Source organism: Acidiphilium sp. PA (assembly GCF_026191915.1).
Lineage (GTDB): Bacteria > Pseudomonadota > Alphaproteobacteria > Acetobacterales > Acetobacteraceae > Acidiphilium.
Genome location: NZ_JAIMBY010000019.1, coordinates 27,706 through 50,002, shown reverse-complemented (window position 1 = coordinate 50,002; position 22,297 = coordinate 27,706). Strand labels below are relative to the sequence as shown.

Genomic DNA, 22,297 nt, shown 5'->3' with positions numbered 1-22,297 from the left:
GCTTATCGTCCCGGGCTGAACCGTCGCTGGGTGGCGGTGGCATCGTCCGGTGCCGGTTTGCTTTGATCCTCGCCAGTTCCGCCATTCAACACCGGCGATCCGACCGGGGCATCCTGACCAGGCGCAGCTGCGTCCTGCACACCCTGCCCTGCCTCCCCCTGCCCTGCCTCACGAGCGTCCGAAGCCGCCGGATCGTCCGTTGTTGCGCGGTATTGTGTCGGTGGTATCGGTGGCGCTGCCATCGCGACAGCATCGCCCTGTTCCGTCGGTCCGGACGGTGGGATCGCCTGGCTGAAGGTCTCGATCAGATAGTCCAGACTGATGAGATAATCCCGAACCGAAATCCCACCCAACGCGGCTTGGATGCGTAGTTCTTCATCGGGAATGAGCGTCATGAGATTGCGGCCTGCCGGTAACGACACCTGATCGGATGCAGCGCCATCGACCGGTTTACCTTCGGCGGTTTTGGCATCATCGCGGTGGATGACGGACCGTTGGAGCATGAAGAGTTTGAGATCATAGCGGGGGCGCTTCCGTTCATCGCCCTCCTTTTCATCGTCAGGGATGCGCGGGAACACCTGGAACGCCTGATAGTAGATGCCGGGTGCGCGCATGTCCGGATCAAGATCGGCAAGAGCCGCGGTGATCGCATCGCCGATGGCGGTATCGCCCGCCTCGCCTACCAGCTCGCCCGACCCGGTTTTCACCATCACCGCCTTGATCGCCGGCTCCAGGGATCGGATGATCGCCTCGAACGGACCACCCGGTTCTGCGGCAACCGGTCGATCGTCCTGCAGGGCCGTGAGCGCCGCCTGGACCCAGCCGTCGCGGGTTACGCCCGACTTCTTACCGGCGGGCAGCAGGGCGAGCGGGCGGTTGATCCGCAAGGCCCCCTGCGCCTTCGGCTCAGCATCGAACGTCTTGGCATAAACCCGAAAGCGCCCGTAGAGCATTATCGCCTCTCCCTCGATCAATCCCCTGACATCCTGCCAGTCGACCCGCGAGACCTGGCGGACCTCGGCCTGCATGCCCTCGGAATACCCGCCCACCCCGGTCGCATCGAAACGGCTCGCCTGGGTCACATAGGTGTCGCCGGCGGTCTTCTCGATATAGGTCCTGGTCTCGGATCCCTCCTGCAGACGGGTGATGATCTGGAGATTGGCGTTGCCGAGCATGGACAGCGCTGATTCCCCCATCCTGACCTTGAGCGCCACGATCTCCTGAAACCCGAGCAGGAAGAACAGGCCGAGCTTGCGCCCCATCGCCATCATCTTGTCCATCGAGGTCACGGCATAGTAGCCGACCTCATCGAAGATCACCGGGAACGGCGTCGCGGACTCGGCCGCGTTGTTCGCGATGATGTCGTCGAAATTCCCCTCGAGATCCGCCCCCAAGGTCTGCGCCATCATGTTGCGCAACGTCGCCACGACGATCTTGCCCAGCGCCGCGGTACTTTCGCCTGAGTTCTCCAGGGTCGGGAGATTGACCGCCAGAATCCGGCGATTGAGCACGATGTCGCGCATGTCGATATCGCTGCTCTCGACCTTGAAGATGTGACCGAGCGATACCGCCATCTGGGTGAAGGTCTGGGAGAAGTGCATCACGGCGAACGAGTGCTGCCGGGCCGGTTCATCGCTCCGCCGCAACGCCTCCTCGATCTTTGCGGCGGAACTGTCCTTGCCGAAACTGCCGACATCGAACCCGCCGGTCTCACCCAGATAGGCTTGCAGGGGGAATAGATAGGCGGGCGGGATCGCCGGTTCCTCCTTGAGATCGATCTCGGTGAAGGTGCCGGCCTCGGGATCGCGCAGACGGTATTTCGAGTGCAGCGCGAGTGCGATGACCGAGCGCAATTCGGTGGCGAGGCGGATCTTCTCGATATCGATCGGGATGTTGCGGTTGTCGCGCAGCCATACCAGCACGGGGGCCAGGGCACCGAGCAGAGCGACCGCGCGCGAGAGGAAGACACCGTTCGGATCGTTGGCCCCACCCTGCGGGTTACGCTCGATCTGGCTGACCAGCAATTCGCGCAGCACGTCGGCGTTGCACGAGGCGAACGGGTTGAAGGTGTTGGTATCGCGATTGCCGCTGGCGACCAGAAAATTCAGCGCGACGACGTCGTCCTCGCGATTGAAGCGGCGGGCCTGGGAATAGAGCATGGCGTAGAGGCTGTTATCCGCCTTGCCGTCGACGAAGATGAACCCGCTGCCGTGGATGAGGGAATTCGCGACCATGCTGACCAGGGTGTAGGTCTTCCCTGCGCCGGTGGTGCCGGGCACCACGCCATGCTGACGGCAATCCTCGTTGGTGAGCCAGATCTGTTGCCCGGTCCGAAAATCCGCCCCCAGATAGAAAATCCCCGCCGGTTTCTGGGGCGAGCGGTCGCGTGGTGACGGATGGTTGCGATCGCGCCCGCGGGCGTAGCTTGGCAGGCGCATCGGCAGGATGGTCGGGCGCGTCAGCACGTAGGTCGCGATGATGACCGCCAGCACCACGACCGGATCGAGGATCACCGGCGCGAAGAACGATCCGACTCCACCCGCGATCAGGAGAAATCCGCTGAGCGGGGTCTGCAGCGCCTGGAGAAACCGCACCGATCCGGGGCGGATGTCGCGGGTCAGCTGTGGCCCGGCCCGTTCGGTATTGGCTTCCGGGCCTTTGACTTCGCGCGGGATCATGGGTCGAGCCCAAAGCGCGCTTGCGCGGCCGCCGTTCCCGGGGCGATCGTGGGTTGATGAACCGTGCCGATCGGCTTCGCGCCATCGGCCAGCGCATCGTCGATCGCGGCTACCGGCGGCACGATCCGGTGTTTCGTCGTGGCCGGTCTCCGCTTCCCGCCCGATGATGCACCACCCGAGAGGGACATCGGCGCCATCGCCACAGGCGGCTGTACCGCGGTGCGCGAGGCCCCCGACACCACCATCCCGACCTGGATGAACGCCACCAGCACGACGCCGAGGGCCAGCAGGCGCACGGGTCGCGACTGCCACCAGGAGGAGGTGGAGGTGGAGGAGGAGGAGGAAGAGAATTGGGAGACGGTCGAGGTATGGAGCGTCGGTCTGGCCGTATCGGCACTCCCAAGCGACGCCAGTCCCGCGATCGTCACCGGCGGATCGCCGGCGAGCGGTTCAATCCTGAGAATGATGGCTCTACCATCATGAGAGATCGTGATGTTCATCTGAGATCCTTCAGCGGCTGTTGCCTGGTGCTTGCTGCGTCGACCCGCCCGACCACGAGATCGATCGCCATTTCGATATGCGGCAGGACCAGGGCGACACGCTCGGCGCGTTCGGTCTGCCAATGCGCCCGCGCCCCGAGCGCCTCGATCTTCGGATTGGGAAACGGCCCATCCTCGGTCTCCGAGACAGGAAAGCCGAGCGATTGCAGCGCGTACCAGAGGTTCCGGTCGATCAGTTTCAGGAAATTGAACTGCGCCGGCGGAAGCAGTCCGGCGCGTGCCCGCGCGAAATTCAACAACCCCATCACGGCGGTGGTCACGAAGCCATGCTGACGCAGCACGGGTTCGACTTCGGAGCGGACCGGGGTTTCGGAGAGGATCCGGTCGACCGCCTGCATGATGGCGGGCGACAGCACGAGCGGGTGCTCCGGCCCCGTACCGCCTTCCTGTGCGGCATCGACCGCGAGACTCTCCGATACGAGTCCGAGTAACGCCGCGGCCTCCTTGCGTCGGCGGCATGCGTGCAATCCGCAGACGGCGATCATCATGCGTGCCGGGGCGGGAGCCCGATCGATGCCGCTCCATGGATCGCCCAGTTGTGCCTCGAGCGCTGCAACCGCCTGATCCTGCTGAAACACGCCCCTCTCGTCCAAGCCGTGGCAGGCGAGCCACTCGCCAAGGTGCAACGCCGGATCGGCGGGTCGTGGTGCCGGCAGGTTCGGGGCCACCGGTACGAGGCGGCGCGGCAGATAGGCGGCGATCGAGCGGAACACCGGCGCCTGGACCTTGATCAGACCATCGAGGTTGAGCGGCGTCGCGTACCGGCTTGCCGGGGCAAAGATCACCAGAATGATTCCGAGTACCGTCACAAAGATCGACAATGGGACAGCGAACAGCGCCGAGACCGCACCGACCACCCGGAACAATCCGATGATGGACAGGGAGGATGCCGGGATCGTCCTGATCTCGTCGGCCAGTGCGTGCGCGTGCCTCGCGGGTGTCCAGTCGAAATGCAGGATCTGGAATGCCATGAACTCCAGCACGGCACGCGAGATCGCCGTATGGGCCTTCAGCCAGGCGAAGCCGAGGACGAACACGAGGGCGACAAGTATGAACGCAAGCGACAGGACGACACTTTCGACAGCCGCCTGCTGCTGGCGGATGTTGCCGCTCATGATCGGTGCCCCTGTGACGAGGGGGCGTGACCGACTTCGGCTTCGAGTCGCTCAACCTCGCGCAGGACGGCCCGCAGGTAGGCCGATTGATAGCGCGGGGTGCGGGAATGGTAATACGCCACCCCCTGCCAGAGATGGCCATCGGCATCGTGGATCGAGCGTGCCAGGATCCAACCACCCGCCGCGACATTGGCGCAGAAATTATCCCGGATCGCCCGGAAGGTCGCCCGTGTCGTTGCATGCCAGTGACGCGCCAGGGTCGGCAACCAGATCTGGTTGATCTGCATCGGGCCGATATCGACGGTGCCGTTGGTATTGAAGCTGACGAAACCCGGACGCCCTCCTTCGACATGAAGGAGGATCATGAACAGGGCGGGCGGCAGATGATACAAACCTGCCGCGGCGTCGATGCAGGATCTGATCGTGTGATCCGCAGCCTGCGGTGTCGCGGCGATCGGCACCGGCCGGGTTGCGTCGTGATAAGGCCCTGCCCATGCTTGCGGGACGGACGAGATGGCGCTCAATCCCATCAGCACGCCGACCGCCCTGCTGAACGCGCCCCGCCTGCTCATGACGCGAGCGCCGGTTTGGGCTGCGGCACCATCGCGAGTGTGGCACCAACCCATTGCGCGCCGGGGGCGCGCTCGATCAACGGGCCGAGGTCATTGACGAGAATGCCGGTCTGATCGGCCACCTGGCTGATCGCTTCCATCATCGCAAGCATCAACGGCGTCAGATTACCGTCCGGTGCTGCGATCGAGACCAGTTCGATGCCGGCCAGCGCACGCCGGCAATCCTGCATCCGGACCGGGAACGGTGTTTCCCCGAGATCGGCCCACACCGCATTCCCGGCCAGCACGAACAGCGGCAGAAGGCCTTTGGCATGAGAAGCGAGGAACGGCGAGATCACGGTCGGTTGCCAACTATCGAGATCGCGCAGCAGGACCGGTCGACGGCCCATGACGAACAACCGGGAAAACGCTGTGCTCAGGAGGGCGATCGCAGATCGGGCCTGTCCGGAACCAGCGACGACGGTGAGGGATTCGGATGGGAGTTGGGATTTCATGGCGACCTTCCCGCTCACACGAAGCGCCGTTTGCGGCCGCGCGGAACCGCCGGACGAAGCGGCCCGACCAGCCAGCGTCGCAGGATCCGCATGGTCGCGACGATATTGACTCCGAACCATCCGATCACGCCGAAGAAGATGATGCCGACGAGCGCGATCACCAGCGTGGTGAATGACCAGTAGAGCAGAAAGATCAGGGCGGGGACCAAGGCCCAGGCATCGATAATGAACAGCCGCAGCGGCTTCATCGTGTCACGCCACATCGCCGAACTCCTTTTTGAAATAAAACGCGGTTTCTTCGGAGATACGCCCCTGGGCGAGCGCGCGGTCGGTTGCGACCGAGAAACTCTGCCCCTGGGTTCGCAGCGCTTCGCGGCAAATCAGCGGCCAGTCATCGGGCGAGGCGCTGACCAGCCGATGGTTCAGGGGCTTGTCGAAGACGAGGAACTCCCGCAACGCGGTGCGTTTGCCATCCACCGAGGGAACCAGACGTTGATTGATGATCAACCGCAGCGACTGACCCAGCTGGACGGCGACCGCATTGCGTTCATTGACCGGGCACAGGCTGACCGCGATCTGGGTGGTTTCCTCGACCGACCCCGCGTGCATGGTGCCGTAGATCGCGGTGCCCGAGATCGCCATCTGTGACATCACCACCATGGTTTCGGCATCACGGATCTCGCCGAGCACGGCGACCTTGGGGTTGCGCCGCTTGGCGTTGCGGGCGCCCGCGGCAAAACTGGGGACGTCGCGCGGGATTTCGGTTTGGCTGATCAATGCGGACGCACCGCGCACATCGTCATAGACGAACTCGATCGGCGAGGCGTATTCGAGGATCGAGAGATCGGCGTTGGGGTCGAGCAGCATGGCGCGGATCATTGCCGCCAACAGGGTCGATTTACCGTTCTCGGTGCCACCGCTGACGATGACCACCCCTTTGCTGACCCGATAAGCGGCGAGGATTTCGGGTTCGAGGGCGAGGCTGGATAGGTCGGGTGCTCGTTCGGGCAGGACACGGGCGACGATCGAGACCGTGACGACACCATGGGTCTCGCAACCGGTCGCATTGACCCGAAACCGGATCGAACGATTCCGCTCTGGTCGCGCCTTGAAGCTGACGTCGAAATCCATGCCCTGTTTGAGCCGGGCCATGCCATCCGCGCCGTAAAACAGGTTGGTGGCGGTTTCGACCTCGGGGATGGTGAGATCGCGCGGGGTTGCCGGTCGCAACCGACCGTAGCGCTGGACGAACGCCGGCGCGAAAGGTTGCAACCTGATATCCGAGACGTTGCGATCGGCCGCCCAGACCATGAAGCGGTTCCAGTCCGCCTCGTACATCCGCGGTGGCATCGGCTCGAATACGAGATCCGTGTCAAGCGCGTGCTTCACCGAGAGGGCATCTGGCGGGGCTTCGGAAGCAGGAACGATCCGAAGCTCGTGACGGTTGGGTTCAACCATGATGATCCCCCTTGGCGGTGGTTCCGATGAGGCGGCCTGCCTCTGCGGTGGACCCCAGGATGTAGCGATGTTGAAGAGGATCATCCGGCGCAAGAAATCCCTTCCCATGCCCCGGTTCGGCATAGATCAAGTCAACGGGAGGACCGGCACTCTTGTCCCAAGGGGAGGACAGGCAGGACCGATAATCATTGAGCGCCGCATCGTCCGCGTTCTTGTCCGCATGTTGATCCGCGCCGGACGCCGGCGCTTCCATAAGCCTGGCCGGATCATCCAGCGGCTGTTCATCTCCCAACCGCGCCAAGGTTGCCCAACCTGCCCGTGTTACCAGAAGGATATCTCCACCAGCCGGATAAAGCGGCCTGCCGAAGCCCTCCTCCCGAGCACAGATCTCGTAATGCCGCACCATAGTCTCCCGGCAGGAAGTCTCGATTTCGGCGGGGAGCGGATCGGGGACACCGCCACGCTGGACGAGACCGGCATCAATCAGTTCGCTGACAGCATCGCTCCCGAACCGGGCGATGATACCTCGGTCACACCAGTCACCCGGACGATCCGCGGGCGAGGCTTGTGTCGCAAGTGTCGCCAACGCGAGTCTCGCTTGATCGCTCAGGGGCAAGGACCGCAACTCTGGAACAGAGGATGGCGAGCAGGATGCCGTATCATGGATTTTCATTGTGGATCTCCGTTTATGAGTGAGCCGAGCATCTGGATCGGCAGGGGGCAGAGGCGGCGATGCAAAATCGATGAGATCAGGATTCCTCTCATGGCTTCGATTTCCGGGGACGACGGGGAATGATGGGCGCGGTGGTCTCAGCAACGACGCGACGGAACACGTCCGGGCTGATCACGCCGGCGTTGCGAGCAACACTGGCGCAGGCAGCAAAGCTCTCGCCTTCCTCCTCGAAACTCTTCAGGAAAGGCAGCAACCAGCCGCTTGGCGCAGTCTGGAGCAGGGCTTCGCGGAGCGTAGGGCCAACGATCAGGTATTCCTGAAGCGCCGAGATCGATCCTTGCTGGTTGCGGACCATCTTCTGCGAAATGATCGTGCGCAGGTTCAGCGCGAGTTCGGGCAGGCCAGGGGCGTAATCCTCCCCCTGCCCCCGGCTCAGCAGCGCCAGAACCCGCGCCACCGTATTCATCACGCCACTGGCGTTGACGCCCACGAACACCCGCTTGCCCTCCGCCGCGAGCGCCAGCGCGATTTCCATCGTCGCGGGATCCCGGCATGCACCGATCGCCACAACGTCCGCGCCAATCGAGGTCGCCTGCACCATCGCCCGGTTCAGGGGTTCGCCTGGCGGTGTCTCGATCTGCAGGATCGAGGATTTTTCCCATTCGATCGGCCGGATTTCCTGGGTGAACGAATAATCCGTCAACCCGTAGATGACGGCTCGGTGCTCGACGCTGCGGTCTTCGACAACCCAACGGACAAGGGCTGCGATCAGGCCCGTCGCGTCGCTGTCGATGCCGCCGCTGACCAGCACAAGACCACTCCGCGGCAGATGATCCCACAGTTCCCGATCGAGTTCATAGAAAAGAATGTCAGGCAGAACATTGGGCAGGAGACGCAGGACGATCTCATGGCCGCGGAGTTCCGATGCGTCATGGATCTCGGTCTCGGTGACCTCATAGCGCAGATACTCCCTGTCCTTCAGATGAACCCGGCCGATCTTGTGCCAGTGCCGATGGGGGCTGGCTGGTTGGGTGTGATCGCCAAACAGGAATTTCCGGAGACCCTTCAGATCGTGGGGGGTGAGCAGGTGGTGCGTCGTCGTGCAAAATTCCCAGTCGATCTTCGCGACGACCGGTCGCTGATCGCCGAAGAACAATTCGCTGACACCTTCCTGCACGGCACGGCGGAGAAACTCCTGCACCGCAACAGGTCGATCGAAATTGTCGGACGGATCGATCAGGATGGGGCGGTGGAATTTCCGATAGTCATCAATCGGACGATTGTCTGGACCTCTGCTGACCATGAGCACACTCCCCTCAGCGTGAAGGTGGCTGGCCGATCGGCCCGCCACGCGGGACATCGACCGAACGCCAGTTCGCGGCGTTGGGATCGAGGCCCGGCTGATTGGTGATCCGGATGACGTCGTTGCCGATCAGCATGCGGTTGCGCCCACCGGAGACCGCCTGGTGATGAAAGACCAGATCGGGGGATTCCACGAGGCCGGCGCGCAGGAGCACCTGGTAGCGGACCATCCCGATATAGTTGTTCTCGAGACGGCTCAGATCGTCGAGGAAGATCTGGGCACCCTGGGCCTCGCCCAGCGCCCAGCCTTCGGCCACCCATTTGTGCCAGTATTCGACTTCCAGTCGCGTGCGCGGCCGGATCGCGCTCGGCGGGGGTGTCGGCTTCGCCCAGGTTCGGACCAGATAGGTGCGCCAGTTGGGCGGCGCGGAGGCAAGTTGTGCCTGCTGGGTGATCTCGTAGACCTGATCGGTCTGCTTGGCGATCTGACCGCCGGGCGCAAGCGCGAAGGCCATCTGCGCTTCGGTGACGATTGGCGGGCGCAACAGGGTCTGCCCATTGCTCACATTGACCATCAGTTTCCCGAAATCGAACGTCCGGTCGAGATCGGCCTGATAATTCACCAGCATCAGATTGATGGCATAGCTTTCCGCGGCGAGGCCGCCCTGAGCACCGTAGCTGAGCGCGTTCTGCCGGAGTGCCTCGCGTCGCATCGGCGAGATCGCCTTGTGCTTACCCGTCAGTGGCCGGAGTGCCTGGAGTTCATTGAGAGAGGGGGGAGCCTGTCCTCCTGTCAGGATGCCGTTGATCCGCGCCCCGGCGACCGGATTGTTGAGCGGATTGGCGTTATCGTGCAGGCTCCGCGCGATCGCGCCGGGACTGTCCGAAATACCGATCTGGGGGAACGGCGCCTGTGCTGCGTAAGCCGCCGGTGCCAGCAACAGGGCGACCGGCAGCACGGCCATGGGTAGAACGCGACTCATCGATAGTCTCCTCGGGAATTGAACAATTCGGGTGGCAAGGGGTCGGTGATGCCAAGACGGAAAAGCAACGCGCGCCGGCGCGCGCCGGAGACCAAATCGGTAAGAAAATCACTCATCGGATCGGTGATCTGGATCATCCGAACCGGCAGACGGAGCCGGGGTGACGAGCGGCGGGGGGACCGGAGCCGACGATATCTTCGCGCCATGACACCCTCCTCACGACTGGCCCGACGCGGCGGCCACCGCATCAGGTCGCGGATACCGCACGTCGATCGTCTGTTCGGCGGGAATGACGGTGACCGTCGCACGCGACCCGGCCTCGATGCCCAGGGTCCGGATCACCGTCGAGACCGGGATCTGGTCGGCGTGCACCGAGACCAGAACCGGGGCGACACCCTTCGGATGATGGATCACCACATGGTAGTTGATCAGCCTGGCGAGCGCGTGGACCGCGGGCCCGAGATTGCCCTCGTAATTCCACCGGATCCGTTGTTCGAGTTCGCCGGGCAGGGCTTCGGGCAATCGTGCCGAGGCCAGTGTCATCACCGGCTCACCGTCGAGTTGATCGACGGCCTGATCGGTTCGCAGAATTGCGTTGTTGAGCGCGGTCTGAAGATTGGGCATGCCGGGTGTCACGACATTGGCCGCGACTTTCGGGACCGGACCGGACGCACAGCCGGCGAGAAGCGTCGCCGCGAACAATCCTGATGCAATGGCAGAATGGTGAAAAACGCGCATGGTGGTCTCCCTTCGAGACCACGATCCGCAATCGTATCGCCACTCCAAACATGTATTTCAGGTGATCACGCAATTGGGATAATTTATCTTCGAGCGATGCTTCCGACGGGCTTTACGGGAGAAAAGCCCCGCACTCAGGGGCGGTCCTCTGCGACCGGCAGTTCGATCTCGGTGGGCAGAATGATCAGGATATCATGGGTCAGCTCATCGGTAATGTGGTGAGCTGAGGCAAGACTTTGATGGGCGATCTTGAATTCTATCAAACTGCGCCGGGCAAAGGGGTTGAGCGAAAAGAAAGGATAGGACGGAAAACCCCAGTTCTCGGTCAACAAAGTATTGTAGGCATAGGCCGTCGTGTCTTCCGCCTCACAAGGCACGACCTGCCCGAGCATGAAGCCGTATTCGTATTCGAAATAGTGCTCTGAAATCGCGTAGCATCGCTCGACACTGGCCTGCACCGCTGGAAAGCCGCCTGCGTAGAAATTTTTGACGAATTTACCGATGCCCGTTTCAGTTTCGGCGCCATTGAAGCCGGCCACCGAGATGATCTGACGCTGCTGAGCATAACTCGGTCCCGGAAACGGTAAATTCGGACCGATCTGATGCGCCGCTGAGGGGATGTACCGGTAGTAGAGCGGGCCACGAGCCGCCGGATTGAGGTTGGGCGTACCCACGCCACCCGCCTGCGGGAGGGCGCATCCCACCAGCAAGGACAACGTGGCAAGGACGATTGGCAATCCGGGGACCACACGATACGGCATTATGGAGGTGACTGCTTTCATGCCGCCCGACCCCGGTCGCTGATCGTCATCGAGCGTGGCCAAAGGATATATCCGCCGCCTGTCTTGCCCGGCATCCATCGACCGCCCGCAATTTTTCCCGCAGCGGTAACGAAATATTTTTCCCCCTTTTTCTCGACCAGACCACTATCGGCCAGACGATCGAACAGATCATGCGTTGTCATGCCCATCTGGGCCGCCAATTTCGCTGTGGTCAACCTGTCGTAGGACTCGGTCTCGCTGGCCGATGATCGTGCGGCCTCGGGCAAGGATAGGATTTCGTCCTTGTCGCTGCGTCCAGCCGCCTCGCGTTCATCATTCTCGACCCGCTCAAGCGTGATCCGTATCTCCTCGCTGATTCGCACGATCCGTTGGGCTTCGTCATAGGCATCTCGATACACCGCTGCATCTTCGGTTCGATCGAGCAGGACGCCCATCTCGTTGTTATTCACCATCGAAAACTCATAGAGATTCAGGCTCGTGATGATGCAGCGTTCCTCGTTGAGATAGCATTTGGCATGGAGGTTTTTGCAAAAGGACGTTCGCACGAACATCATGCCACGCAGCCAGTCGATCTCAGCAGGTGCGAGTTCGCTTTTACCATAGACAATCCGGACATCGATTTTCAAGCGGTTCTTGTCGGCGATCAGCTCCTTGATCCGATCGTTGAGCCGCAGAAACGGACTAATCAGAACAAGCCGGTCCCGCGCCCCCTTGATCATCTCTTCGAGATGGTAATTCAGCCCGCTCGTATTCAGAAATTTTGCCATCGGAAAACCTTTCTGACTGCTTTTAATGCCAACGCCCGACACCTGGACGGCGGCCGAGCATCTCAAGATCGTTGACCGGCGATAAAATCGGCTCCCTGCGTCCGACAGGGACCGATCGAGACTCTGCCCGAAGCCAACCCGCCATTTTGTGCGCGGCTGGAATATCGTCGACATAGAGCGAAGGCGCCTCATACCCGCGCCGGTATTCACAATGTGAGACCGTGACCCGACGCATGCCGCGCGTCAGTGCGACATAGGCGAGCCGCCGCTCCTCGGCGACGTCGCCATAGGGCGGCGGAAACGCGCCCGCCTCCCAGCCCGGGAGGAAGATGTGCGGAAATTCCAGCCCCTTGGCTTTGTGCAGGGTCATCATCTTGACCCGATCGACCCGATCCTCGCCAGGTCCGGAGGTTGCCAGCGCCGCGTGATCCAGCAGGTCCCGCGCCGTATGAAATCCCGCCGCGATTTCGAGCAGCTCCTGCAAATTCTCCAGCCGATCCTCCGTCGTCTCCGCCCGGCTGGCCCGCAACATCGCCCGGTAGCCCGTCTGATCGAGTAAAGTGGAGATCTGATCGGCGACACTCGCTTGGGTGTCCCGCCCGACGGCCCGGATCAGGTCGATGAAATGGAGGCCGGCGCTGCGGCACTTCGTCGGCAGATCCGCCGTCTCGATCGCGCGAAACAGCGAGGATTGCCGGAACGAGGCCTCGGCTTCCAACTCATCGAGGGCTTTCGGACCGAAGCCGCGCGGCGGGATATTGATCACCCGCCGCAACGCGTCATCGGATTGTACATCGTCCGGTGTGGTGGCGATGCGGAGATACGCCAGCGCATCCTTGATCTCGGCCCGTTGATAGAACCCGACATCGCCGATCAGCACGTAGGGGATGCGCCGGCGCATCATCGCCTCCTCGAAACCGCGCGAGAGGAAATTGCTGCGATAGAGGATCGCCATGTCGTCCCATCCGACCCCCTCGCCATGCCGGCGCTGGATTTCGTCGGCGATCCCGTTCGCCTCCGCACCCGCGTCAGGAAAACGGAGGATTTCGATCAGGTCGCCGGCGGGCTTGCGGGTGAACAAGGTCTTGCCCATCCGCTCGGCGTCATGGGCGATGACGGCGTTCGCGGCATCGAGGATGTGGGCTGTCGAGCGAAAATTCTCCTCCAGCCGGATCAATCTGCCGTCGGGATACTCCCTGAGAAACCGGCGCAGATAGGCGAGATCGCTGCCCCGCCAGGAATAGATCGCCTGATCGTCATCGCCCACGCAGAACAGCTGGCGGTGATCTGCCGAGAGCAGGCGCAGCCACGCGTACTGGACGTAGCACACGTCCTGATATTCGTCCGCGAGCACGCAATCGAACCGCCCGGCCCAGCGCAGCCGGTAGGTTTCATCGCGCTGCATGGTCAGGGTCGGCCACAGCAGCAGATCCCCGAAATCGGCGGCGTTCGCCTCGCGCAGGCGGCGCTGGTATTCGGCATAGACCGGAACCGCCGCACGGAACCCCGCCGCATCGATCGGGCGACGTTCACGGGTGGCCGCCCCGATCAGTCCCTCCACCCGCAACGCCGCGTCTTCCGGCGCGATGAGATTATCCTTGAAGGTCTCGATCCGCTTGGCCATCAGCTTGATCGGATCCCGCGACGAGGCCATGCCCTCATCGATCGCGGCGTCGATCTGCATCGACTTCACGACCCTTTTGAGCAGGCGGCGACTATCATCGGCGTCGAGAATATCGAAGCCCGGCCGCAAACCCGCCACTTCGGGTTCGATCCGGAGCTGACGCGCGCCCAGTCCATGGAATGTGCCGACCCATCCGGGCTGGTCGCTCTCGCCCAGGGCGGCAGCGATCCGTTCCGTCATCTCGCGCGCCGCCTTGTTCGTGAACGTGACGGCGAGGATGCGGGACGGGGTGACACCCGCGCCGATCCGGCGCGCGATTGCGGCCGTCAGTGTCTTGGTCTTGCCGGTTCCGGCACCGGCCAGAACCAGAACGGGTCCGTCCTGACGGGCCGCGTCAGATTGTGCGGCCGTCAGATCGGCAAGGAGAGGAAGTGGTCTTTCAGGGGGCCGGTCCATCGTAGTGCTAATTCAGCAGGCCGGAGGGCGGGGGTTCGGACCGCGCTGCCTCGGGATGGCGTTGCAGATAGGGTGTGCGGGTCAGGGTGCTGGCGGGTCCCGGGCCGCAATCGAGTAAGGCGTCCGCCTGATCGAAATCCGGATGATCGCCGCGCAGATAGCCATCCAGACACGATCCCAGCGCTGGGTTTTTGGCGAGATGGTTGAAGGTCCAGTTCCCGAAATCCTGCCAGTATTGAAAATGCTGGAACACCAGCGCGGGATCCTGCAGGCGCTGCCGGTCCAGCAGATCGAGATGCCAGGTCGAATCACCGACTAGGAGCGGCAGATCACGGATATGAGCCGTCCCACCGGACAAGGCGTCATAGGTGTCATCGGAGACGATGATGCTCATCATCCCCTGCCCGGGAACGCCACCGCGCCGGACATGCAGGCGCGACAGGAAGGCCATGTTGAGGAGCAATGCTCCCGGCTGCCAGGTCCAGGCGCCATCCTGCGGAGCGTCCAGAGCGGTGGTGGTTCTGATGACGCCGTAACGATGCGGATTGAGCGCGGTGCCCTCGTATTCGCAGATGATCAGGACCTTGCCGTAGGCTGGATAAGCGCAGGCGACAAAGATGATGGACTGGACGGGACCCCAGTTACCGCTGTTACGAAGACCGGCCAGGATCGCAAGGAGGCTGATCGGTTCGTCTCCCAGCGGCACGGTGCCAACGACAAACGGATGACCTTGCCCTGACCCCAGCCACCTGGACGAAACACCCATCATCGCGGCAAACGCCTCCGTCTCGGGGCGTGAAAGCGTCGCCTCTCCGCTGGCCACGGCGCGATACCGATCGAAACCGCGTTTGCCCATCACCCGTGACAGGTTTCCGACGAACCGGCGATCGGGGGGTAGGGCGAGATTGATCGCCTTGCGGAAACGCGCCGCGAAATTCACCGCCTCGGCCCTTGCTCCTGCCCCTGCGCCGGCCTCAACACCGGCGACGGCTGTCTGATCGGTACGCACCGATGACATGATGTCCCCCGATCCGATCATTGCGGTCCCAGATTATGCCATTTCATTGGCAAGAAAGATCCGGTCATACTGACCGGCTGCTCGCACTCGAGCTCGATGTTACCGACTTTCAGGATCGCCCCGTGCGTGTACTGGCTGTGGCCGTACACACAGGTATTGGTGCCGCTGTTGGTAGCCCCGCGGTCATCAAGCGCCATGACCTCCTGATTAAGGACGGCCAACTGCTTTAGAATTTCGTGATCCAGCGCATTCTGCCGGCCATGCTGGGCAAGCTCGGCGGCCATTTGTGGCGTGACCGGAATACCGGTCGTGGCCGTCAAGGGCGATTGCGCGCAGGCCGATGGCGCGAGACCGAAAGCCGAAATACCGGCTATCGCGGCACCAAGCACAAGGAGCGATGGGGATAGGCGGTTAGTCCGGAACTGTTTCATGGAAATCTCCGTTGGTGGATAAACGAGAGCGGCGGGAGGGCTGCGGTGCCCCCGCGCCGGAGCGGTGACCCCGCCGGCCGGGGTGCTCAAAACGACCTCTGGTGGACGGGGGTGAACCGGGGTGAGGCGATCGAAATCGTGATCGCTTCGTCGTCCGATACGGAGAACTGCTCGCGCAGATAGGCATCCCGCCGGTCCCGATAGATGTTGCGGAACCCGAACCGGCGGCTCGGCTGCTTGCCCGCGACCAGCATGATCACCGCACCGAACGAGACGACGAGCGCGTCGAACGCTATCAGGCTGCGCGCCAGGTCACCGATCCGGATGATCTGCGATCCGGTGACCGCCGCGTGAAGCAAGGGCATCTTCAACCCGCCGAAAGCAAACAAGAACAGCATCTCCCAGGCCAGCGCGAGCGGCGCGACGACGAAGATACTGGAGAAAAGACGCACCATGACCTTGAACAGATTGAGGGCCTGCTCGACGGCGATCGCCGGATCCTCGACCAGCCCGAGGTCCAGTGCGGCGAGATCACGGACGGGCACCATGGCGATGATGTCGCCTTCTGCGGCAATCGATTTCAGGAGACCCGCCGGCCGGTCGGCCGCCCGACGCAGACGCGCGCGCCAGGCCTGGAACAGGGCGACCACGGCCGCGGTCACGGCGACGATCATGAGCAGGATCGATCTCGTCTCCCCCGCCTCCCCGAGCAGCAGGCCGGGCAGATCGAAACATATCGCAGGGATCAGCGCCACGCTGATCCCGAGGAAGATCCGGCTCAGGAGCGGCTCCATACCTTGTCCGGTTTTCGGGGCAGACGGGAGGCGCAGATGCGTGGGTTCATCATGGAAATGATCGTTCATGGCCGTGCCTTTCCTCATGTCGGCTGATGCAGATGATCGGCGTCGTGCCAATCGATCTCGAACTGCCGCCGCAAGGCGGCACGGTCCGGGCCGGAATACAGAATGATCCCGATCTCACGATTGGCGTTGAGACTGGTCCGCGAGAAATTCTGCGAGCCAATAAACCCGGCCTGCGGCCCGACGATCATCTTGGCGTGCAGATAGACCGGGCGTTTCGGCAGAAAACCGACCTGCACGCCGTGACGCTGTAAGGCCGCGACCTGATCACGATCCGATGCAGAGAGTGTCATCGGAAAGATGATCCGCGCATCGGCGCCCTTGGCCTCGATCGCCCGGATTATGACGGGATCGTCGCCGAGTTCCTCGGCTTCGATATCCACATGGCCGGGCTGGTCGATCACCCGGGCGAGCGTGGGTTCAGAACCGGGAGAGACGACCAGGGTGGGCGCGCCACTCCGGCCCCGATCACCGGCTGACCGATTATACCAATCTGCCCGGAAGATCCGCTCCAGCGCCGCCACCAGAGCCGGGCTGGCGGTGCGGTCGATATAGTCACGGTCATGGTGGAACGCTGATGCGTCCCAGTTCGCCGAGCCGATCAGCACTTCGCCATGGCTGACAGCGTATTTGGCGTGATCGAACCGATATCTGCCCTCGAAGCGTTTCGGGGCGATATGGACATGCGCGCCGGTGGCCCGGAGATGGGCCAGTTCGCGAATCACCGCCGACCGTGGGATACCATAAGGCGCGCCGTCCACGATCACATAGGTCTTCACGCCGCGATGCACATCGGCCGCGATCGCCTGCAACACCGGCTTGCTCGTGAGATAATAGACATTGATCCCGAGCGTGATCCGCGCCTTATCGAGGAAACTGATCACCGGGGCCGGGCCGGATTGTGGACAGATCGAGATCATGACCGCAGATCATCCCTGTTGCCGCACGACCGGGTTTTGCGGCCCTCGATCTCGCGGGTTCGTCGCATAATGCCGCCGGATTCCGACCGGTCATAGGCCAGGGCGACGATCCGGAAGCCCCCGAAGGCCAGAAAGATCAGACCCAGCAGCTCGAGGCTGAACGGATCATCCGGCAGGTGGAGAAGCCACCGACCATCGAAAGCCGTGTTGTAGGCTATCCAGACCAGAGCGGCAGCACCCCCTGTCGTAGCACCGGCGACCAGCAGATCGAACAGATCGCCCGCGCGGGCGGCACTGATCGTCGAAGGAGCAGGCTGACCACCGACGGCAGTGGTTGCGGGGAGACGGCGCGCGAACGCCATTGGCGCGCCGGGCGTAAAGGGTTCAAGGGGAATGTCCCGTTCATGTTCCATGGCGATCAACCTTTCGTTCGAGATCGTCGAGGCCGAGTTCGGCGGTGACCAGCCGGCGTTTCATGTCGTCGAGATCACCGCGCATCTGCCGGATCATCGCGCGTGTGTCCGGGTCGGGTTCGACCACGGCCAGGCTTTCGAACGCCATGTTCATGGCCTGGTTTGCGGTGTGGGCCATCTGTGATTGCCGATCGAGCCACGCGCTGAGAGCGCTGGCGGAGCGGATGGTGAACCGGACCGACGCCGAGGTTTGCGGCTCCGGGCGCCAGATCCGTTTGGCGATGAGGCGATCTTTGGGGGCGGTCATTCGGCGGCCTCGCGGTAGGCTTGTCTGGCGGGTCTGACGGGTTCCTGGTCGAAGCCGCGCAGCATGATCGCGATGCCCCGGCCATCGTAGATGTCCTGTGCCAGTTCGTCGGTGACGCCGGCCTCGATGGCCGCCTGATCGGCGTCCCGCGTGAGGCGTTCATCACGCCGGCGACGGATCTCGCCCTCGGCACTGCCTTTGGGAAACACCAGAGCGAGGCGACGGCGCGCCTCGGCCGGGCCGAGCATGGAATAGAGGCGGGTCCGCAGATGAACATCCAGCGGCGTCGTGCTCAGCGCCCAGAGTTCGATCGGACCCAGGCTGTTCACCATCATCTGCTCGTATTTGGCGTTATCGACTTCGGCGATCATCAGGAACGGCGCACCACCCCCGTTCCGGTCGGGACCGGTCAGCCGGTTGCGCAGCACGAAAGCAGAGGCCGCCGATAACTGGAACCGCTTGATGATGGTCTCGCGTTCCTTGTCGTCGCGCGCGCCGAGGACGATCTGCTCATTGGTGTTCCGGATCAGATCGTCGTCAAAATGCTCGATACTCTGCGAGGCGACGACGATCTGGACATTGTGCTTGCCACCTTCGAGGAGATCGCGAACCACCTGGGCGCGCACGAAGGGCGAGGCCTTGGTGCGATGGTATTCATCGTAATCGAGACGCTTGACCGATTCCTTGAATTCACGGAACCGCGGCGCGTGATAGGCTTTCATCGCTTCCGGGACATGGACCAGATAGTCCGGATGCAGGAAGAAGTTTCGCCCGATGATGTGGCGCGCGAGCATATACATCAGCGCCGTCTTGCGATCGGCATCCGCGCTGCCGCTGGGCGCGACCTCTTGCAGATCGAGCACGATCACCCGGGCCGGCCCGAAATCCAGACTGGTGGCCTTGTTGAGGGTCGGGATCTCGCGGATCAGGGATTTGATGTAGCGCTCGAACATCTCGGCGAGGGTTTCGGAGGTTTCCTTGCCCCTGAATGAGAAATCGCCCCGGATCCGCTCGGCACGCGCGGCGCTGATCAGATCTTCGAGGATCGGCACGGCGTGACGCTGGGCGAGTGCTGCGAGGGCGTATTCACCGCGGGCACAGAGCACATCGACGATCTCCCACCACCAGGGATGGGTCGCCTCGATGCGGATGGCGTTCGCCGCGAGATAGGCGTCGACTTCCGGCACGGTGCCGGCGACGTAGACTTTCGGGGTGATATTCTCACCGCCATCGCCAAACATCCGGTAGGCTTCATCGATCACGAGGCCGATGAACTGGTTCATTCCCTCGAAGCCGACCGAGGCATCCTGCGACAAGGTCGCCAGCGACAGGAAATTGATCAGAAACGATCGTTCGAGCGGCAGAGGATGGCGGCACCCCAACTGGAGATCGAAGGGGTTGTATTCATAGCCGGAACGAAAGCGCAGGCGGACATAGATCGCCTCGTTCTGGCGCTCCGGCGGAAGTCCGTTGCGCAGCAGCAGCACGAAGCCCTCCGCGGAATCGCCGATATCGATTTTGCCGATCAAAGGAAGCTTGGCACCCAGAGGGCCCTGGGATGCGGTCGACAGGCAGAGGCCGAGGTTGATTGCATTCGCCAGGGTGGATTTGCCGAAGCGCGGCGGTGCGACGATCAGGGTGAAGACGGCACCGCGCCCGGAGCCGGACGGATCGTACGGCGCGATCCGCCCATCCGGGCTGCGGAACAGCACGCTCCCCTTGCGCCAGGCCGACGCAGGGCGGCCCCAGGGCAGCATCCTCAGCGCCTGCGAGATCGGCGGGGTACCCGAGGGGGCGGTCGAGCCGAAGGCCAGCCCCAGCGCGCTGCCCATGAGTGCCTCGAGGGGATCACCCGCGGTCAGCCCGACATTGCAATTGCCCCAGGCCTGGACGCGCTGGGCGAGTATCGCCGCCTGACGGCGCAGCATCGCGCGCTCGCCGCGCGGTGCCCAGGTGGCAAAGGAACAGCGCCAGCGCACGGTAACCTCGGCGGTCGTCTCCTTCAGATGGCGCAGGTTCTGAAACGCCCGCATCACCGCCCGGTTGGTCGGATCGAAGGCGAGCATCGTCGCGATGCCGGATTTGAGCCCCGCGAGGATCGCCCCGCCGCCCTCCACCCACATCGACATCCGCCAGGGAATGTTCGAGGCGGCCATGCGCGCGACCAGCTCGGAGAACGATCGCGCATCCTCGGGACCGACCGTGATTTCAACGGTGGTCCATTCGTAGGCCCCCATGGTGACGATCCGCATGCCCTCGGTCTCGGCATCATCTGCGAGCAGCTGGGATGGCAGCGAGGGCCACAGCAGGAAATCAACCTGCCCCTTCTTCGGCTTGCCGTCGGGCAATCGGGGGGCAACCGGATCACCGGGCAGGATCGCCCGCCAGTGCGGCTCAGTGGTTTGCCCGATCGCTTCACGGATACAGCGCAGGGCATCGCGCGGATCGAGTTCATCGCAGGCGACGTCGATCCCCCGCAACGCCGTGACCACCCGGGCGACGAAGGCGGTGTGTTTTGTCGCGAGCAGATCCGTGGCCAGAAAGATGTTCTGGGTGTTGGTGAGCGAGGGGGCACCCTCGGACAATTTGGCCTGTTCGGCGGAGACGATCTTTTCTTCATCGCGGGTCAGCAGTGCCCGGCGTGACCAGACCACGAGGAAACAGCGCTCCCAGCGCATCAGCTTGGGAAACACCACCTCACGCTCATTGAGGATGTCGTCGAGATTGATGTCGAGTTCACGCGCCATCGCCCGCGGTGCGGCCAGATGGGTGGCGATGGTCTCCTGGATGAGGCCGGGATCGGTCGCAAACCACGCTTGAAGGCCGTGGCCCTGAAATTCGAATCCCGACTGGATATCGAGACGCAACGCCTCAACCTTGGCATCGACGTCGCTGGTATTGAACATCCGCCGTGATCCGTGGATCTCGATCAGCGTGATATACTCGCCCTTGCTGCTCAGCAGCGCCGCGCCATCCACCGTCTCGAGATCGCAATACGCATCGAGGGGCTGCTTGAAGAATCCGAAAATGCCGCCGAGAATTTTATCCGACAGGGCCATGATCCCCTCACGCGTCACGCGAGGGTGGTGGGGATGTACGCGGATAGATCGGCGTCGCAGCTGCGGATGAGGTGTCACACGCAACACCGGTGATCCGACTGACCATCGATTCAAACCGCGCCATATAGATGAGACCACGCAGGATTGGGGCCGTAGCGGCGATGGTCAGACATGGTTGCAAGCGCGACGGATCACTGATCACCGCGTCAAGCCCAACATGATCGAACCAGGCTGTTGCCAGCACCCCACCGGCTCCGACCGTGATTGATGCAGCGCTCGCGGCCCGAGCCATACCAAGCAGGGTTTCGCCGGAATCAAGGCAGGCCCCGGCGATGCATTTTATGATTTCGGGAAGAGGCATCGGCTGCATACTCCTGATGTGGGATTTGATTGTCGGCATCACGCAGCAACCAGATCTGTGTTGATTGCGTCGAGGGCGGGTGGTTCAACGCCGAGTGCTGCGGCATACCGATCCCGACCATCGACGACGTAGCGACCGAGCGGCAGCAGGCGCAGCCCGACACTCAGCTTCTCAGGACAGGATCCGCGGCCCGGATCGGCTGCATAGAACAGGGTCACCAGATCGCGGGCATTCGGTGCGTAGCCGCCGAGAATGATCCTGAGGCGCACGTTTCGATTGGCCAGAGCAAGATAGGTTGAGACCAGATCCCTTGTTGTCTGATCGTCGAGTGCGGGTCTGTTACGATGATCGATGATCGGGGTTTCGCCCGCGCTGATCAGACGCTGATGCAAGAGCCGAGTCAGCCGGTTGATGGCGATCTGCGGGATCTCCGGTACCCACACCGGCAGAAACTCGATCGCCGCATGGGACCGGTGCAACGACTGACATGAACGGCAGAGCGGGCAAGCCGCGATCAGATTGCTGCGCCTGAAATTCCTTGCGTCATTGTCCAGGAAATAGAGATCGAGCCAACCACCACGCGCCGTGCAGATGGCGCAAACATCTGTCGCGTCCGCGATGACGGACAGGCGCGTCTCAGCATCGCCCAGATCGAGCGCCGCCGGATGGGCGGGACGGCAGACCGAAGGGATAAGATGCTGAAGACGCGCCATCACATGACCTCCG

The 22,297-nt window shown here is 62.9% G+C and carries 24 protein-coding genes; all 24 read right to left on the bottom strand.

Going from position 1 to position 22,297, the window contains the following annotated elements:
• Positions 1 to 2: 2 nt before the first annotated feature.
• The 24 genes from AruPA_RS17315 to AruPA_RS17200 all read right to left on the bottom strand — a co-directional run bounded on the left by AruPA_RS17315 (position 3) and on the right by AruPA_RS17200 (position 22,284).
• Positions 3 to 2,678, bottom strand: coding sequence for a type IV secretory system conjugative DNA transfer family protein (locus tag AruPA_RS17315; protein ID WP_265638012.1), 2,676 nt, complete (start codon positions 2,676 to 2,678; stop codon positions 3 to 5).
• Positions 2,675 to 3,178, bottom strand: coding sequence for a hypothetical protein (locus tag AruPA_RS17310; RefSeq protein ID WP_265638011.1), 504 nt, complete (start codon positions 3,176 to 3,178; stop codon positions 2,675 to 2,677). Before AruPA_RS17310 ends, AruPA_RS17315 begins: the two co-directional genes overlap by 4 nt.
• Positions 3,175 to 4,353, bottom strand: coding sequence for a hypothetical protein (locus AruPA_RS17305; protein ID WP_265638010.1), 1,179 nt, complete (start codon positions 4,351 to 4,353; stop codon positions 3,175 to 3,177). Before AruPA_RS17305 ends, AruPA_RS17310 begins: the two co-directional genes overlap by 4 nt.
• Positions 4,350 to 4,925 (bottom strand): lytic transglycosylase domain-containing protein, encoded by a 576-nt coding sequence (locus tag AruPA_RS17300; RefSeq protein ID WP_265638009.1) that lies wholly within the window; start codon positions 4,923 to 4,925, stop codon positions 4,350 to 4,352. The genes AruPA_RS17305 and AruPA_RS17300 overlap by 4 nt, the downstream gene beginning before the upstream one ends.
• Positions 4,922 to 5,419, bottom strand: a complete 498-nt coding sequence (locus tag AruPA_RS17295) for a hypothetical protein (RefSeq protein ID WP_265638008.1) — start codon at positions 5,417 to 5,419, stop codon at positions 4,922 to 4,924. The genes AruPA_RS17300 and AruPA_RS17295 overlap by 4 nt, the downstream gene beginning before the upstream one ends.
• Before the next feature lie 14 nt (positions 5,420 to 5,433).
• A complete protein-coding gene (gene icmT, locus AruPA_RS17290; RefSeq protein WP_265638007.1) occupies positions 5,434 to 5,682 on the bottom strand; it encodes an IcmT/TraK family protein in 249 nt (82 codons plus the stop codon).
• Positions 5,672 to 6,877, bottom strand: coding sequence for a type IV pilus twitching motility protein PilT (locus AruPA_RS17285; RefSeq protein ID WP_265638006.1), 1,206 nt, complete (start codon positions 6,875 to 6,877; stop codon positions 5,672 to 5,674). Before AruPA_RS17285 ends, icmT begins: the two co-directional genes overlap by 11 nt.
• A complete protein-coding gene (locus AruPA_RS17280) occupies positions 6,870 to 7,550 on the bottom strand; it encodes a hypothetical protein (RefSeq protein WP_265638005.1) in 681 nt (226 codons plus the stop codon). Before AruPA_RS17280 ends, AruPA_RS17285 begins: the two co-directional genes overlap by 8 nt.
• A gap of 88 nt (positions 7,551 to 7,638) precedes the next feature.
• Positions 7,639 to 8,853 carry a hypothetical protein gene (locus AruPA_RS17275; protein WP_265638004.1) on the bottom strand — a complete coding sequence of 405 codons (1,215 nt, stop codon included), beginning with the start codon at positions 8,851 to 8,853 and terminating at the stop codon, positions 7,639 to 7,641.
• A 13-nt stretch (positions 8,854 to 8,866) separates the two neighbouring features.
• Entirely contained in the window at positions 8,867 to 9,835 is a 969-nt protein-coding gene (locus AruPA_RS17270; RefSeq protein ID WP_265638003.1) for a type IV secretory system conjugative DNA transfer family protein, read from the bottom strand.
• Complete coding sequence (locus tag AruPA_RS17265; RefSeq protein ID WP_265638002.1) at positions 9,832 to 9,972, bottom strand: hypothetical protein; 141 nt, start codon at positions 9,970 to 9,972, stop codon at positions 9,832 to 9,834. The genes AruPA_RS17270 and AruPA_RS17265 overlap by 4 nt, the downstream gene beginning before the upstream one ends.
• A gap of 79 nt (positions 9,973 to 10,051) precedes the next feature.
• Positions 10,052 to 10,573 carry a DotD/TraH family lipoprotein gene (locus tag AruPA_RS17260; protein ID WP_265638001.1) on the bottom strand — a complete coding sequence of 174 codons (522 nt, stop codon included), beginning with the start codon at positions 10,571 to 10,573 and terminating at the stop codon, positions 10,052 to 10,054.
• Positions 10,574 to 10,707: 134 nt separating this feature from the next.
• On the bottom strand, positions 10,708 to 11,355 hold the full coding sequence (locus AruPA_RS17255; protein ID WP_265638000.1) for a hypothetical protein: 648 nt from the start codon (positions 11,353 to 11,355) through the stop codon (positions 10,708 to 10,710).
• The gene (locus AruPA_RS17250) at positions 11,352 to 12,164 is read right to left on the bottom strand and encodes a phospholipase D family protein (RefSeq protein ID WP_265637999.1); all 813 of its coding nucleotides are present in this window, start codon (positions 12,162 to 12,164) and stop codon (positions 11,352 to 11,354) included. Before AruPA_RS17250 ends, AruPA_RS17255 begins: the two co-directional genes overlap by 4 nt.
• On the bottom strand, positions 12,145 to 14,202 hold the full coding sequence (locus AruPA_RS17245; protein WP_265637998.1) for an ATP-dependent helicase: 2,058 nt from the start codon (positions 14,200 to 14,202) through the stop codon (positions 12,145 to 12,147). The genes AruPA_RS17250 and AruPA_RS17245 overlap by 20 nt, the downstream gene beginning before the upstream one ends.
• A gap of 7 nt (positions 14,203 to 14,209) precedes the next feature.
• A complete protein-coding gene (locus AruPA_RS17240; protein WP_265637997.1) occupies positions 14,210 to 15,241 on the bottom strand; it encodes a hypothetical protein in 1,032 nt (343 codons plus the stop codon).
• A complete protein-coding gene (locus tag AruPA_RS17235) occupies positions 15,238 to 15,651 on the bottom strand; it encodes a DUF1496 domain-containing protein (RefSeq protein ID WP_265637996.1) in 414 nt (137 codons plus the stop codon). Before AruPA_RS17235 ends, AruPA_RS17240 begins: the two co-directional genes overlap by 4 nt.
• A gap of 86 nt (positions 15,652 to 15,737) precedes the next feature.
• Positions 15,738 to 16,514, bottom strand: coding sequence for a hypothetical protein (locus AruPA_RS17230; protein WP_265637995.1), 777 nt, complete (start codon positions 16,512 to 16,514; stop codon positions 15,738 to 15,740).
• Between the two features lie 14 nt (positions 16,515 to 16,528).
• Positions 16,529 to 17,395 carry a phosphatidylserine/phosphatidylglycerophosphate/cardiolipin synthase family protein gene (locus AruPA_RS17225; protein WP_265637993.1) on the bottom strand — a complete coding sequence of 289 codons (867 nt, stop codon included), beginning with the start codon at positions 17,393 to 17,395 and terminating at the stop codon, positions 16,529 to 16,531.
• A 32-nt stretch (positions 17,396 to 17,427) separates the two neighbouring features.
• A complete protein-coding gene (locus AruPA_RS17220) occupies positions 17,428 to 17,844 on the bottom strand; it encodes a hypothetical protein (RefSeq protein ID WP_265637991.1) in 417 nt (138 codons plus the stop codon).
• On the bottom strand, positions 17,834 to 18,151 hold the full coding sequence (locus AruPA_RS17215; protein WP_265637988.1) for a hypothetical protein: 318 nt from the start codon (positions 18,149 to 18,151) through the stop codon (positions 17,834 to 17,836). Before AruPA_RS17215 ends, AruPA_RS17220 begins: the two co-directional genes overlap by 11 nt.
• The gene (locus AruPA_RS17210) at positions 18,148 to 21,210 is read right to left on the bottom strand and encodes an ATP-binding protein (protein WP_265637986.1); all 3,063 of its coding nucleotides are present in this window, start codon (positions 21,208 to 21,210) and stop codon (positions 18,148 to 18,150) included. The genes AruPA_RS17215 and AruPA_RS17210 overlap by 4 nt, the downstream gene beginning before the upstream one ends.
• Positions 21,211 to 21,217: 7 nt before the next feature.
• Positions 21,218 to 21,610 (bottom strand): hypothetical protein, encoded by a 393-nt coding sequence (locus AruPA_RS17205; protein ID WP_265637985.1) that lies wholly within the window; start codon positions 21,608 to 21,610, stop codon positions 21,218 to 21,220.
• Positions 21,610 to 22,284 carry a hypothetical protein gene (locus tag AruPA_RS17200; RefSeq protein ID WP_265637983.1) on the bottom strand — a complete coding sequence of 225 codons (675 nt, stop codon included), beginning with the start codon at positions 22,282 to 22,284 and terminating at the stop codon, positions 21,610 to 21,612. Before AruPA_RS17200 ends, AruPA_RS17205 begins: the two co-directional genes overlap by 1 nt.
• Positions 22,285 to 22,297: the final 13 nt, after the last annotated feature.